The sequence below is a fragment of the Streptomyces sp. NPDC098789 genome (genome assembly GCF_044759975.1).
In the GTDB taxonomy this organism is placed as follows: Bacteria; Actinomycetota; Actinomycetes; order Streptomycetales; family Streptomycetaceae; genus Streptomyces.
Window position 1 is genome coordinate 83,058 of the sequence record NZ_JBIWAJ010000008.1, and the last position, 13,447, is coordinate 96,504.

The window sequence follows — 13,447 nt, forward strand, 5'->3', positions numbered from 1 at the left end:
TCCTAGGGCGGGCAGCGCCCGCCCCGCACAACGCCAACATAGGCGACCGTCGCCCCGGCTGTCCGCATCCAGCACGACGCAATCTCGCCGGTCGCGACGGTCCGTTCAGGCTAGTCCCGCACTAGTTCTTGGTGACGGCGGCCTTCTCGATGGTCACCGGCTTCTTCGGCGCGGGAGCCTTGTCGCCGTCGGCGACGCCCTCCTTGGCCACGTCCTGGACGATCTTCAGACCGGCGGCGTCCATCGTCCCGAAGGGGGTGTAGCTGGGGGGCAGCGGGCTGTCCTTGTAGACCAGGAAGAACTGGCTGCCGCCGGAGCCGGGCTGGCCGGTGTTGGCCATCGCGACCGTGCCGGTCGGGTAGACGACCTTGCCGTCCGCGCCCGGCTTGCCGAGCGCGTCGAGGTTCTCGTCCGCGATCTTGTAGCCGGGGCCGCCCATGCCGGTGCCCTCGGGGTCGCCGCACTGGAGGACGAAGATCCCCTCGGTGGTCAGCCGGTGGCACTTGGTGTTGTCGAAGAAGCCCTTGTCCGCGAGCGACTTGAACGAGTTCACGGTCTGCGGGGTCTTCGCCGCGTCCATGTCGATCTTGATCTCGCCCTCGTTGGTCTTGAGGGAGAAGGCGTACTTCGCCTTGGCGTCGATCGCCATGGCCGGCGACGGGGACGTCTTCGGGCTGGGCGTCGCGGAGGGCGAGGCCGCCGGGTCCGCCGCGGAGTCCTTCGTGTCCTTCTTCCCGTCGAACACGCCTCCCACGGTCAGACCGACCAGCACCGCGATCACCACGGCCGCGGCCGCGCCGATCACCGCGGTGCGTCTGCGGGTCTTCTGCCGGGCCGCGGCCCTGCGCTCCTGCTGACGCTCGAACTTCTCCCTGGCGAGCTGGCGCCGCCGCTGATCGCTCGTGACCACCGGGTCTGTCTCCTCGTTGCAGTGGGCCTGTGGGCTGTAGGAACCGTTGAGGCCGTACCGTATATGGGTTCGCTGTGTGATGAGCGTCGCCGGTAGGCTCTGATCTGCACCTACCCCACCTGACGAATGAGGACGACCGTGCTGATTGCCGGGTTCCCGGCCGGGGCCTGGGGGACCAACTGCTATGTGGTCGCCCCCGCCGCGGGTGAGGAGTGCGTCATCATCGACCCGGGCCACCAGGCCGCCCAGGGTGTCGAGGAGACGCTGAAGAAGCATCGGCTCAAGCCCGTCGCGGTCGTCCTCACCCACGGTCACATCGACCACGTGGCCTCGGTGGTCCCGGTGTGCGGAGCGCACGACGTCCCCGCCTGGATCCACCCGAGCGACCGCTACATGATGAGCGACCCGGAGAAGGCCCTCGGCCGCTCCATCGGGATGCCGCTCATGGGCGAGCTGACCGTCGGCGAGCCGGACGAGGTCCGCGAGTTGACCGACGGAGCCCGGCTGGCCCTGGCCGGTCTGGAGTTCACCGTCGCGCACGCGCCGGGGCATACGAAGGGGTCGGTGACCTTCCAGGTCCCCGAAGCGGCCGACATCCCGTCGGTGTTCTTCTCGGGCGACCTGCTCTTCGCCGGCTCCATCGGGCGCACGGACCTGCCCGGCGGCTCCCACGCCGAGATGCTCGCATCGCTGGCCCGCGTGTGCCTCCCGCTCGACGACTCGACCGTGGTGCTGTCCGGCCACGGTCCCCAGACCAGCATCGGCCGTGAGCGCGCGACCAACCCCTACCTGAGGGAAGTCGCCGCCGGCCACGGAGCGGGCCCCGCTCCACGACGAGGAATGTGACGAGTTTCGTGAGTACTTTTCAGGCCCCCAAGGGCACGTACGACCTGCTGCCCCCCCGCTCCGCCAGCTTCCTGGCGGTGCGCGAGGCGATCGCCGCGCCGCTGAAGAACTCGGGCTACGGGTACGTCGAGACCCCCGGCTTCGAGAACGTCGAGCTCTTCTCGCGCGGCGTCGGCGAGTCCACCGACATCGTCAGCAAGGAGATGTACACCCTCACGACGAAGGGCGGCGACGAGCTCGCCCTGCGCCCCGAGGGCACCGCCTCCGTGCTGCGCGCGGCGCTCCAGGGCAACCTGCACAAGCTCGGCGGCCTGCCCGTCAAGCTCTGGTACTCCGGCTCGTACTACCGCTACGAGCGCGCGCAGAAGGGCCGCTACCGCCACTTCTCGCAGGTCGGCGCCGAGGCGATCGGTGCCGAGGACCCGGCGCTGGACGCCGAGCTGATCATCCTCGCCGACCAGGCGTACCGCTCGCTGGGGCTGCGCGACTTCCGGATCCTGCTGAACTCGCTGGGCGACAAGGAGTGCCGTCCCGTCTACCGGGAGGCGCTCCAGTCCTTCCTGCGCGGGCTGGACCTGGACGCCGAGACCGTCCGCCGGGCCGAGATCAACCCGCTGCGCGTCCTCGACGACAAGCGGGCCGACGTACAGGCCCAGCTCGTCGGGGCGCCGGTGCTGCGCGACTACCTGTGCGACGCGTGCAAGGCGTACCACGAGGAGGTGCGGGCGCTGGTGACGGCGGCCGGAGTGGTCTTCGAGGACGACGAGAAGCTGGTGCGCGGGCTCGACTACTACACGCGGACCACCTTCGAGTTCGTCCACGACGGTCTGGGCTCCCAGTCCGCGGTGGGCGGCGGCGGCCGCTACGACGGCCTCTCCGAGATGATCGGCGGCCCCGCGCTGCCGTCCGTGGGCTGGGCCCTCGGCGTGGACCGTACGGTGCTGGCGCTGGAGGCGGAGGGCATCGAGCTGGACATCCCCGCGACCACGTCGGTCTTCGCGGTCGCGCTCGGCGAGGAGGCGCGGCGCGCCCTCTTCGCCACCGTCACCCAGCTGCGCCGGGCCGGGATCGCCGCGGACTTCTCCTTCGGGGGCAAGGGCCTCAAGGGCGCGATGAAGGACGCCAACCGCTCCGGGGCCCGGTTCACCGTGGTCGCGGGCGACCGGGACCTCGCCGAGGGCGTCGTCCAGCTCAAGGACATGGAGTCCGGGGAGCAGACCCCGGTCGCCCTGGCCGAGGTCGTCGAAGCGGTGCGCGCGAAGCTGGCCTGAACCCGGCCCGTCGGTGGCGGTCGGTGGCGGCCGGTGGTGGCTCCTCCCGGCCGCCACCGGCCCTGCCGGCAGGCGTACTTATGCGCACCGAACGGTGGACCGCGTGCCCGGTACGGCACAATGGCCCCTGCTTGTCGACCTTGCTTGCACGGATGTGGGAGAGCGGCCGTATGACGACCACCACCGGTAGTGACGTTCCGCGGACCGTCGGCGGCAGTCGGGCGCTCGCCTGGCTGCTGGTGATCACGGGAGCCGCGGGCCTGCTCGCCGCCTGGGTGATCACCATCGACAAGTTCAAGCTGCTGGAGGACCCGAACTTCACCCCGGGCTGCAGCCTGAACCCGGTCGTCTCCTGCGGCAACATCATGAAGAGCGACCAGGCGTCCGCCTTCGGCTTCCCGAACCCGATGCTCGGCCTGGTCGCCTACGGGATCGTCGTCTGCGTCGGCATGAGCCTGCTGGCCGGGGCCCGCTTCCGCCCCTGGTACTGGCTGACCCTCAATGCCGGTGCCCTCTTCGGCGTCGGCTTCTGCGCCTGGCTGATGTACCAGTCGCTGTACAACATCAACTCGCTGTGCCTGTGGTGCTCCCTGGCCTGGGTCGCGACGATCTTCCTCTTCTGGTACGTCACCGCGCACAACGTCCGGGAGGGCCTGCTGCCGGCGCCGGGCTGGCTGCGGGGCTTCTTCGGCGAGTTCGCGTGGGTGCCGCCCGTACTGCACGTCGGGATCATCGGCATGCTGGTCCTGACGCGCTGGTGGGACTTCTGGACCTCGTGAGCGCGGGGGGCCGCACTGTCGGTGGGCTCGCATAGGCTTTCGGGGTGGAACCAGACCTCTTCACCGCAGCAGCCGAGGACCGCCAGGAGAAGGACCCGTCGAGTTCTCCGCTCGCCGTCCGGATGCGCCCGCGCACCCTGGACGAGGTGGTCGGCCAGCAGCACCTGCTCAAGCCCGGCTCACCGCTGCGCCGCCTGGTGGGCGACGGGGCCGGCGGTCCGGCCGGCGCCTCCTCGGTGATCCTGTGGGGTCCGCCCGGCATCGGGAAGACCACCTTGGCGTACGTCGTCAGCCAGGCCACCCAGAAGCGGTTCGTGGAGCTCTCCGCGATCACCGCCGGGGTCAAGGAGGTCCGCGCGGTCATCGAGGGCGCCCGGCGGGCCGCCGGGGGGTACGGCAAGGAGACCGTCCTCTTCCTCGACGAGATCCACCGCTTCAGCAAGGCCCAGCAGGACTCCCTCCTCCCGGCCGTCGAGAACCGCTGGGTCACCCTGATCGCCGCGACCACCGAGAACCCGTACTTCTCGATCATCTCGCCGCTGCTCTCGCGCTCCCTGCTGCTCACCCTCGAACCGCTCACCGACGAGGACCTCAGCGCGCTGATGGCACGGGCGCTCACCGAGGAGCGCGGACTCGGCGGGGCGGTCACCCTGCCGGCCGACGCCGAGGCGCACCTGCTGCGGATCGCGGGCGGTGACGCGCGGCGCGCGCTGACCGCGCTGGAGGCGGGGGCCGGATCGGCCATCGCCAAGGGCGAGGCCGAGATCACCCTCCAGACCGTGGAGGAGGCCGTCGACCGGGCGGCCGTCAAGTACGACCGGGACGGCGACCAGCACTACGACGTGGCCAGCGCCCTGATCAAGTCGATCCGCGGCTCCGACGTGGACGCCGCCCTGCACTACCTGGCCCGGATGATCGAGGCGGGGGAGGACCCCCGCTTCATCGCCCGCCGCCTGATGATCTCGGCGAGCGAGGACATCGGCCTCGCGGACCCGACCGCCCTGCCGACCGCCGTCGCGGCGGCCCAGGCGGTGGCGATGATCGGCTTCCCGGAGGCCGCGCTGACCCTGAGCCACGCGACGATCGCGCTGGCGCTGGCGCCCAAGTCGAACACCGCCACCACCGCGATCGGGGCCGCCCTGGCCGACGTGCGGGCGGGGCTGACGGGGCCGGTCCCCGCGCACCTGCGGGACGGCCACTACAAGGGGGCGGCGAAGCTGGGGCACGCGGTGGGGTACGTGTACCCGCACGACGTGCCGGGCGCGATCGCGGCGCAGCAGTACGCGCCGGACGAGATCCACGGCAAGAGGTACTACGAGCCGACGCGCTACGGGGCCGAGGCGCGGTACGCGGACGTGGTGGAGAAGGTGCGGGAGCGGCTGCGGGGGAACTGACCCGCCGGGCGGGTTCCGCGCTGCGCGCGGCCGGGCCCGGTCCTAGGGTCGTCCCATGGGTCAGCGTTCTGCGGGAGCCGTCCTCGCCGTGGTGGCGGCGCTGCTGGTCGGCGGGTGCCACCACGAGGGGCGGGAAGCGGCGGCCCGGGCCAGTGCGGCGGCGCTGCTCGCGCGGGCGCCGCTGGCCAGCGCCGGGTTCCCGCCCGCCGCGGCCGCGGCCAGGTCCCAGCTGGCCGGCCTGACCGTCGAGTGGGGCAAGAACTGGGAGACGTACAAGCGGGAGAACTTCGGCAAGTACTGGTCCGACGAGACCGACGCCGTCGGCGGCCGCAACGGCTGCGACACCCGTGACGACGTCCTGCGCCGCGATCTGAGCGAGCTGCGCGAGGGCGACCGCAACCCGTGCGTGGTGCTGTCCGGGGTGCTGCACGACCCCTACACGGGCGCGTCCCTCCCCTATTACTACCGGCGCGCCTCGCAGATCCAGACCGACCACGTCGTGGCCCTCGGCGCCGCCTGGCGCGCGGGCGCGTACGCCTGGACCCCGCAGCGCCGGCTGGAGTACGCCAACGACCTCGACGTGCTGCTCGCCGTGGACAAGCAGACGAACTACGACAAGAGCAGCAAGACCGCGGACAAGTGGCGCCCGCCGCGGCGGGAGTACTGGTGCGAGTACGCGCGCCGCTACACCGGCATCAAGCACAAGTACCGGCTGTCCGTCACCGCCCCCGAGAAGCTCGCGCTCCAGGAGCTGTTGGACACGTGCCCGGCGGGCCGGTGACGGGCGTCAGTGACCGGCGGCGGCGAAGAGCGTGTGCATCGCCCGGCGCAGCCCGCCGATGTCGTGGACCGGTGTCGGGAAGTCGAAGCGCGCGTCGAAGGGGCCGCCCGCGGCGCCGGTGAAGCGGACCCGCAGGCCGAGCCGGTCCAGGGCGAGCGGGACCGCGTCCAGGCCGGCGCCGGCGCGCGGGCCCAGCAGGCCGCACAGCTCGCGGACCCGGTCGCCGTGGTCGGCGTACAAGTGCTGGAGCAGCTCGGTCTCGTGGGCCACCATCGGGTCCGGCTCGGCGGCGGCCAGCGCGTCCGGGTCCACGTGGCCCGAGCCCCACAGGTCCTCGACGGTGATCTCGCCGACCTCCAGCCGCAGCAGCATCCAGGCGGGGCGCCCGTAGCGGCCGGGGGCGGGATCGGGGTCGAGGGCCTCGCCCATGCCCAGCAGTTCGCCCACCGGATGGCGCTCGGCGAGCAGTGCGGCGCAGGTGGCGCGGTCGTCCCCGCGCACCGGAGTGAGCCAGCCCGCCAGCCACGCGCGGCCTCGGATACGATGGGGCACGGACACCGGCGCCACATCCGTGATCTCGATCACGGCCGTGAGGTCGTCGTCCTGGGCGTGAGCGGCTGCCCTGGCAGCCGCGGATTCCCCTGACACAAGGAGAATCACGTCCCCGTCCGGGGTGACGGTCCGAGCGACCGGCATTCCCGTCCCGAACCCGTCGGGCTCGTGCGTGTCGTGAGCACCCGGCAGAGTGAGGGATACTGAGGCGTTGGACTCTACGAGGGTTCGTACGCGCTCGGCTCCGGTGAGCTGTCGAGCGCCTTCCCTGGGACGCGGTTGACTCTGCCAATCGTCGTCGAAAGCAGATCCTGTTTCGTCTGGATCTGAACTTCGACGCGCACTGGGCAGAGGGATCCCATGTGGTCGAGACATTACGTCCTCCTCGCTAAGGTAAGCCTCACCTAACTTACATGGAGGTAGGTTCCACGTGAACCAGAAGCGACCCAAGGTCAAGAAGTCGCGTGCCCTCGGCATTGCGCTGACCCCGAAGGCCGTCAAGTACTTTGAGGCCCGCCCCTACCCGCCGGGCGAGCACGGCCGTGGCCGCAAGCAGAACTCGGACTACAAGGTGCGTCTGCTCGAGAAGCAGCGTCTGCGCGCCCAGTACGACATCTCCGAGCGCCAGATGGCCCGCGCGTACGACCGCGCGAAGAAGGCCGAAGGCAAGACGGGCGAGGCGCTTGTCGTCGAGCTCGAGCGTCGCCTCGACGCCCTGGTTCTGCGTTCGGGCATCGCCCGCACCATCTACCAGGCGCGCCAGATGGTCGTTCACGGCCACATCGAGGTCAACGGTGGCAAGGTCGACAAGCCGTCGTTCCGTGTCCGCCCGGACGACGTCATCACGGTCCGCGAGCGCAGCCGCGACAAGCACCCCTTCCAGGTTGCTCGTGAGGGTGGCTACGCCGGCGAGGGTGAGGCCCCCCGCTACCTGCAGATCAACCTGAAGGCCCTGGCCTTCCGCCTCGACCGTGACCCGAACCGCAAGGAAATCCCGGTCATCTGCGACGAGCAGCTCGTCGTCGAGTACTACGCCCGCTGATTTTTCTCAGCGAGCGCGGTCCTCACAGGCTGTTCGTCTCGACGGAAGCCCGTCCGCTCCCCTTCGGGGGAGGGGGCGGGCTTTCCGCCGTTCCGCGCGGTCGCGGTACGCCGCCCTCGTGTCCCGCGGGGCCCTGCCCCGCCAGCGGCTCCGGCCCCCGCAGGGCCCGCTCCACCACCGCGTCCAGGCTCAGGGCGCGCCCGTGCCGGGCCCCGGCCGCGTACCGCTCGGCGCCCAGCAGCTCGCCCGCCCGCTCCTGGCACATCAGGCGCGGCGCGTTGAAGTAGCCCGAGCCGAAGAGCCGCAGCCCCACCGAGCCCCACAGCGGCTCCGCCGCGCCCTGGAGCACCGCGGCCTCCGCCGGCTCGCCCTCGGTCACCGCCACCAGGGCCAGCAGTTCCAGCGCCAGCACCAGGCCCAGCAGGTCGTGGAAGGCGTGGTTGATCGTGACGCACTCGTTCAGCAGCCGCCGCGCCTCGGCCGCGCCGCCCGCGTCCAGGGCCGCGTAGGCGAGGACGTACAGCGCGTACGCCTTCGCCCAGCGCTCCCCGCGCTCCTCGCAGATCTCCCGGGCCTCCTCGCACAGGGCCAGCGCGCCCGGCAGGTCCCCCTGGAAGGCCGTGGCCATCGCCAGCTCCACCTGGCACATCAGGACGTTGCTGTTCAGCTCCCCGGCCTCCCGGTAGTGCCCGAGCGCCGCCCCCAGCAGCTCCCCGGCCCGCACCATGTCGTCCGAGAGCAGCGCCAGGCAGCCCAGTCGGTGCACCGCGTAGGCCGTGGCCACCGGGTTCCCGCCGGTCCGGGCCGCGTCGAGGCACTCGTGCAGGGCGCTCATCGAGGCCACGGCGTCCCCCTGGAGGGCCGCCACGTAACCGAGCACCCACAGGGCCTTCAGCCGGGCCGGTTCCTGCTCGGAGCCCGGGCGCTCGGTCCCCGGGCGTTCGGCCTGCTCCAGCGAGCGGTCCAGCCAGAGCCGCCCTTCGGTGAGCCGGCCGCAGCCCGCCCAGTAGAACCACAGGGTCCCCGCCAGGTACTGGCCCAGGTGCAGTTCGTCCGGCTCCTCCAGGCAGCACTCCAGCGCCAGCCGCAGGTTGGGCAGCTCGGTCTCCACCAGGGCCGCCACCTCGTGCTGGCGCGGACTGAACCAGTCCAGCTCGCACCAGGTCGCCAGGCCCATGTACCAGTCGCGGTGGCGCCGGCGCAGCCGCCCGGCGTCGCCGAGCGACTCCAGCCAGCCCGCCCCGTACATCCGTACGGTCTCCAGCATCCGGTAGCGGACGCCCGCCGGGGTCCGCTCGCGCACCAGCAGGGACTGCGCGAGCAACTCCCCGACCAGGTCCAGCACGCCCTCGACCGGCAGGTCCGGGCCCGCGCACACGTACTCGGCGGCGTCCAGGTCGAACTGGCCCGCGAAGACCGACAGCCGCGCCCACAGCAGCCGCTCCTCGGCCGTGCACAGCTCGTGGCTCCACCCGATCGCGGTCCGCAGCGCCCGGTGCCGCGGGAGCGCCCCGCGCCCCCCGCCCGTCAGCAGGGCGAACCGATCCTCCAGCCGGACCACCACCTGGGCCGGGGAGAGCGTGCGCAGCCGCCCCGCCGCCAGCTCCAGGGCGAGCGGGAGCCCGTCGAGCCGGGCGCAGAGCTCGCCGAGCGCGGCCCGGTTCTCGCCGGTGACCGCGAAGCCGGGATCGGCGGCGACCGCCCGGTCGGCCAGCAGCGCCAGTGCGTCGTCGGCGTCCAGCGGGGCCAGCGGGAAGCTCCGCTCGCCGTCCAGCGCGAGCGGCCGCCGCCCGGCCGCCAGCACGCGCAGGCCGGGGGAGCGGCGCAGCAGCTCGTGGACCAGCTCCGCGCACTCGTCGACCAGCTGCTCGAAGCCGTCCAGGACGAGCAGCAGCCGGCGCGGCGCCAGGTGCTCCGCCAGCACGGTGCGGGGCGGGCGGGTCGTGTGGTCGGTCAGCGCGAGGGCCTCGGCGAACGTCAGTTCCAGCAGCGCGGGATCGCGCAGGGCCGACAGCTCGACCAGCCAGACGCCGTCGCAGTAGCGTTCCTGCGCCCGGCGGGCGGCGGCGAGCACCAGCCGGGACTTGCCCACGCCCCCCGCGCCGGTGACCGTCACCAGGCGCGCGGACTCCAGCAGCCGCGCCAATTCGCCCAGTTCCGGGCCCCGGCCGACGAAGCCGTTCAGCTCCGAGGGAAGATTGCCGTGGGGCGCTGTGGCGCCGGGGGAGTCGTCGGGTGCTCGCATGGGACACGGAGGGTACTGGTCCGGATGCGCTCCGTACAAGGCGATCGGGTCCGACCTCCGAATTCCGGTAGGGCCGCGGATCTCCGGCGCGATAGGGTCGGGGGACGAGTCTTCAACACGCAGAGAGCGGTGCAAAGTGTCCGGTGGTGAGGTGGCCGGGATCCTCGTGGCCGTCTTCTGGGCGATCCTGGTCTCGTTCCTCGCGCTCGCGCTGGCGCGACTGGCCCAGACGCTCAGGGCGACCACCAAGCTGGTGGCCGAGGTGACCGAGCAGGCCGTCCCGCTGCTGGCGGACGCCTCCATGACCGTACGCTCCGCGCGCACCCAGCTCGACCGGGTCGACGCCATCGCCAGCGACGTCCAGGAAGTCACCTCCAACGCCTCCGCGCTCTCCAGCACCGTGGCCTCCGCCTTCGGCGGCCCGCTGGTCAAGGTCGCGGCCTTCGGCTACGGAGTGCGCAAGGCGCTCGGGCGCAAGGAGGCGGCGGCAGCGGCCCCGAACGGCGCGCCCGCGCGGACACCCAGGCGTACCGTGATCGTCGGGCGGACCGTACCGGCGGCCCGGCGCCGGAAGCAGAAGGACTGAGACCGCGATGTTCCGCCGTACCTTCTGGTTCACCGCAGGCGCAGCCGCCGGCGTGTGGGCCACCACCAAGGTCAACCGCAAGCTCAAGCAGCTGACGCCGGAGAGCCTCGCCGCGCAGGCCGCCGACAAGGCGCTCGAAGCGGGCCACCGGCTCAAGGGCTTCGCCCTCGACGTCAAAGCGGGAATGACGCAGCGCGAGGACGAGCTGAACGACGCACTGGGTCTGCACCAGGACCCGGACCGGCCCGACAACGTCACCGCCCTTCCCGGGCCGCGGCGACTGCGGGCCATCGGGGCCGAAAAGGGCCCCGGCAAGCACCCCCGGAACAACCCACCGAAGTTTTCGTACAACCGGAATGAGGACCACTGATGGAGTCGGCTGAAATCCGCCGCCGCTGGCTGAGCTTCTTCGAGGAGCGCGGTCACGCCGTTGTCCCTTCGGCGTCGCTCATCGCGGACGACCCGACTCTGCTGCTGGTCAACGCGGGAATGGTCCCGTTCAAGCCGTACTTCCTGGGTGAGGTCAAGCCGCCCGCGCAGACGCTGACCAGCGTCCAGAAGTGCGTGCGCACGCCGGACATCGAAGAGGTCGGCAAGACCACCCGCCACGGCACGTTCTTCCAGATGTGCGGCAACTTCTCCTTCGGCGACTACTTCAAGGAAGGCGCCATCCAGTACGCCTGGGAGCTGCTCACCAGCTCCGTGGCGGACGGTGGCTACGGCCTGGAGCCCGAGAAGCTCTGGATCACGGTCTACCTCGACGACGACGAGGCCGAGCAGATCTGGCGCGAGAAGATCGGCGTCCCCGCCGAGCGCATCCAGCGCCTGGGCAAGAAGGACAACTTCTGGTCCATGGGCGTCCCCGGTCCCTGCGGCCCGTGTTCCGAGATCAACTACGACCGCGGCCCCGAGTTCGGCGTCGAGGGCGGCCCGGCCGTCAACGACGAGCGGTACGTGGAGATCTGGAACCTGGTCTTCATGCAGTTCGAGCGCGGCGCCGGCGAGAACAAGGAAGACTTCCCGATCCTCGGGGACCTGCCGTCGAAGAACATCGACACCGGCCTCGGTCTCGAACGCCTCGCCATGATCCTGCAGGGCGTACAGAACATGTACGAGACCGACACCCTGCGCGTGGTCATGGACAAGGCCACCGAGCTGACCGGCGTCCGCTACGGCCAGGCCAAGGACAGCGACGTCTCGATGCGCGTGGTCGCCGACCACATCCGCACCTCCGCCATGCTCATCGGCGACGGGGTCACCCCCGGCAACGAGGGCCGCGGCTACGTGCTGCGCCGCATCATGCGCCGCGCCATCCGCAACATGCGCCTGATGGGCGCCACCGGCCCGGTCGTCCTGGACCTCATCGGCGTCGTCATCGACACCATGGGCCTCCAGTACCCGGAGCTGGCCACCGAGCGCAAGCGGATCGAGGCCGTCGCCCTCGCCGAAGAGGCCGCCTTCCTGAAGGCCCTCAAGGGCGGCACGAACATCCTCGACACCGCCATCACCGAGACCAAGGCCGCCGGCGGCTCGGTCCTGGCCGGCGACAAGGCGTTCCTGCTCCACGACACCTGGGGCTTCCCGATCGACCTCACCCTGGAGATGGCCTCCGAGCAGGGCCTCGCCGTGGACGAGCCGGGCTTCCGCCGCCTGATGCAGGAGCAGCGGGACAAGGCCAAGGCCGACGCCCGCGCCAAGAAGACCGGTCACGCCGACCTGTCCGCCTACCGCGAGGTCGCCGACAACTCCGGCGAGACCGAGTTCACCGGCTACGGCTCCACCGAGGGCGAGTCCACCATCGTCGGCCTGCTCGTCGACGGCGTCTCCTCGCCGGCCGCCTCCGAGGGCGACGAGGTCGAGATCGTCCTGGACCGCAGCCCGTTCTACGCCGAGGGCGGTGGCCAGCTCGCCGACCAGGGCCGGATCAAGCTGCACTCCGGCGCCGTCGTCGAGATCCGCGACGTGCAGAAGCCCGTACCGGGCGTGCACGTGCACAAGGGTGTCGTCCAGGTCGGCGAGGTGACGGTCGGCGCCTCCGCCTACGCCGTCATCGACATCAAGCGCCGTCGGGCCATCGCCCGCGCCCACTCGGCCACCCACCTGACCCACCAGGCGCTGCGCGACGCCCTCGGCCCGACGGCCGCCCAGGCCGGCTCCGAGAACTCGCCCGGTCGTTTCCGCTTCGACTTCGGTTCGCCCAACGCCGTCCCCGGCAGCGTGCTCACCGACGTCGAGCAGAAGATCAACGACGTGCTGTCGCGCGAGCTCGACGTCACGGCCGAGGTCATGAGCATCGACGAGGCCAAGAAGCAGGGCGCCATCGCCGAGTTCGGCGAGAAGTACGGCGAGCGCGTGCGCGTCGTCACCATCGGCGACTTCTCCAAGGAGCTGTGCGGCGGCACCCACGTCGCCAACACCGCTCAGCTCGGCCTGGTCAAGCTGCTCGGCGAGTCCTCCATCGGCTCCGGCGTGCGCCGCGTCGAGGCCCTGGTCGGCGCCGACGCCTACAACTTCCTGGCCAAGGAGCACACGGTCGTCGCCCAGCTCCAGGAGCTGGTCAAGGGCCGCCCCGAGGAGCTGCCGGAGAAGATCGCCTCCATGCTCGGCAAGCTGAAGGACGCCGAGAAGGAGATCGAGAAGTTCCGCGCCGAGAAGGTGCTCCAGGCCGCCGCCGGTCTGGCCGCCGGCGCCCAGGACGTCCGCGGCGTCGCCGTGGTCACCGGCCAGGTGCCGGACGGCACCGGCGCCGACGACCTGCGCAAGCTGGTCCTCGACGTGCGCGGCCGGATCCAAGGCGACCGCCCGGTCGTCGTGGCCCTCTTCACCGTCGCGGGCGGCCGCCCGCTCACCGTCATCGCCACCAACGAGGCCGCCCGCGAGCGCGGTCTCAAGGCCGGTGACCTGGTGCGCACGGCCGCCAAGACCCTCGGTGGCGGTGGCGGCGGCAAGCCGGACGTCGCCCAGGGCGGCGGCCAGAACCCGGACGCCATCGGCGAGGCCATCGGCGCCATCGAGCGCCTCGTCGGAGAGACGGCCTGACG

General features: G+C 71.6%; 12 protein-coding genes. 9 read left to right on the forward strand and 3 right to left on the reverse strand.

The genetic code is table 11. The annotated features are described in order from the left end of the window. Positions 1-121 precede the first annotated feature (121 nt). Positions 122-910, reverse strand: a complete 789-nt coding sequence (locus ACIQWR_RS18400) for a peptidylprolyl isomerase (RefSeq protein ID WP_404010321.1) — start codon at positions 908-910, stop codon at positions 122-124. A 138-nt stretch (positions 911-1,048) separates the two neighbouring features. On the opposite strand from ACIQWR_RS18400, the gene ACIQWR_RS18405 reads away from it, so the two are divergent. From ACIQWR_RS18405 to ACIQWR_RS18425, 5 genes are all read left to right on the forward strand, one after another. Beyond that, a complete protein-coding gene (locus tag ACIQWR_RS18405) occupies positions 1,049-1,756 on the forward strand; it encodes an MBL fold metallo-hydrolase (RefSeq protein ID WP_399262229.1) in 708 nt (235 codons plus the stop codon). Positions 1,757-1,764: 8 nt separating this feature from the next. Continuing rightward, positions 1,765-3,027 carry a histidine--tRNA ligase gene (gene hisS, locus ACIQWR_RS18410; protein ID WP_404010324.1) on the forward strand — a complete coding sequence of 421 codons (1,263 nt, stop codon included), beginning with the start codon at positions 1,765-1,767 and terminating at the stop codon, positions 3,025-3,027. A gap of 170 nt (positions 3,028-3,197) precedes the next feature. Next, a complete protein-coding gene (locus ACIQWR_RS18415; RefSeq protein ID WP_399262233.1) occupies positions 3,198-3,806 on the forward strand; it encodes a vitamin K epoxide reductase family protein in 609 nt (202 codons plus the stop codon). 44 nt (positions 3,807-3,850) lie between these two features. Next, complete coding sequence (locus ACIQWR_RS18420) at positions 3,851-5,200, forward strand: replication-associated recombination protein A (protein WP_404010328.1); 1,350 nt, start codon at positions 3,851-3,853, stop codon at positions 5,198-5,200. Between the two features lie 55 nt (positions 5,201-5,255). Then, entirely contained in the window at positions 5,256-5,981 is a 726-nt protein-coding gene (locus ACIQWR_RS18425; RefSeq protein WP_404010331.1) for an HNH endonuclease family protein, read from the forward strand. Between the two features lie 6 nt (positions 5,982-5,987). Here ACIQWR_RS18425 and ACIQWR_RS18430 read toward each other — a convergent pair whose 3' ends face one another. Beyond that, positions 5,988-6,908: a DUF2470 domain-containing protein gene (locus ACIQWR_RS18430; RefSeq protein ID WP_404010334.1), complete on the reverse strand. Its 921-nt coding sequence runs from the start codon at positions 6,906-6,908 to the stop codon at positions 5,988-5,990. Between the two features lie 55 nt (positions 6,909-6,963). Here ACIQWR_RS18430 and rpsD point away from each other — a divergent pair, with 55 nt between their 5' ends. After that, positions 6,964-7,575, forward strand: a complete 612-nt coding sequence (gene rpsD, locus ACIQWR_RS18435) for a 30S ribosomal protein S4 (RefSeq protein ID WP_283451479.1) — start codon at positions 6,964-6,966, stop codon at positions 7,573-7,575. Between the two features lie 22 nt (positions 7,576-7,597). On the opposite strand, the gene ACIQWR_RS18440 is transcribed toward rpsD, so the two are convergent. Continuing rightward, positions 7,598-9,820: an ATP-binding protein gene (locus ACIQWR_RS18440; protein WP_404010337.1), complete on the reverse strand. Its 2,223-nt coding sequence runs from the start codon at positions 9,818-9,820 to the stop codon at positions 7,598-7,600. A 136-nt stretch (positions 9,821-9,956) separates the two neighbouring features. Here ACIQWR_RS18440 and ACIQWR_RS18445 point away from each other — a divergent pair, with 136 nt between their 5' ends. Genes ACIQWR_RS18445 through alaS form a run of 3 tightly spaced genes read left to right on the forward strand, consistent with a single transcriptional unit; the run spans position 9,957 to position 13,445 of the window. Next, a complete protein-coding gene (locus ACIQWR_RS18445; protein WP_354381474.1) occupies positions 9,957-10,406 on the forward strand; it encodes a DUF948 domain-containing protein in 450 nt (149 codons plus the stop codon). A 7-nt stretch (positions 10,407-10,413) separates the two neighbouring features. Next, positions 10,414-10,776 (forward strand): DUF6167 family protein, encoded by a 363-nt coding sequence (locus ACIQWR_RS18450; protein ID WP_404010340.1) that lies wholly within the window; start codon positions 10,414-10,416, stop codon positions 10,774-10,776. Continuing rightward, positions 10,776-13,445, forward strand: coding sequence for an alanine--tRNA ligase (gene alaS / locus ACIQWR_RS18455; protein WP_404010343.1), 2,670 nt, complete (start codon positions 10,776-10,778; stop codon positions 13,443-13,445). The genes ACIQWR_RS18450 and alaS overlap by 1 nt, the downstream gene beginning before the upstream one ends. Positions 13,446-13,447 lie beyond the last annotated feature (2 nt).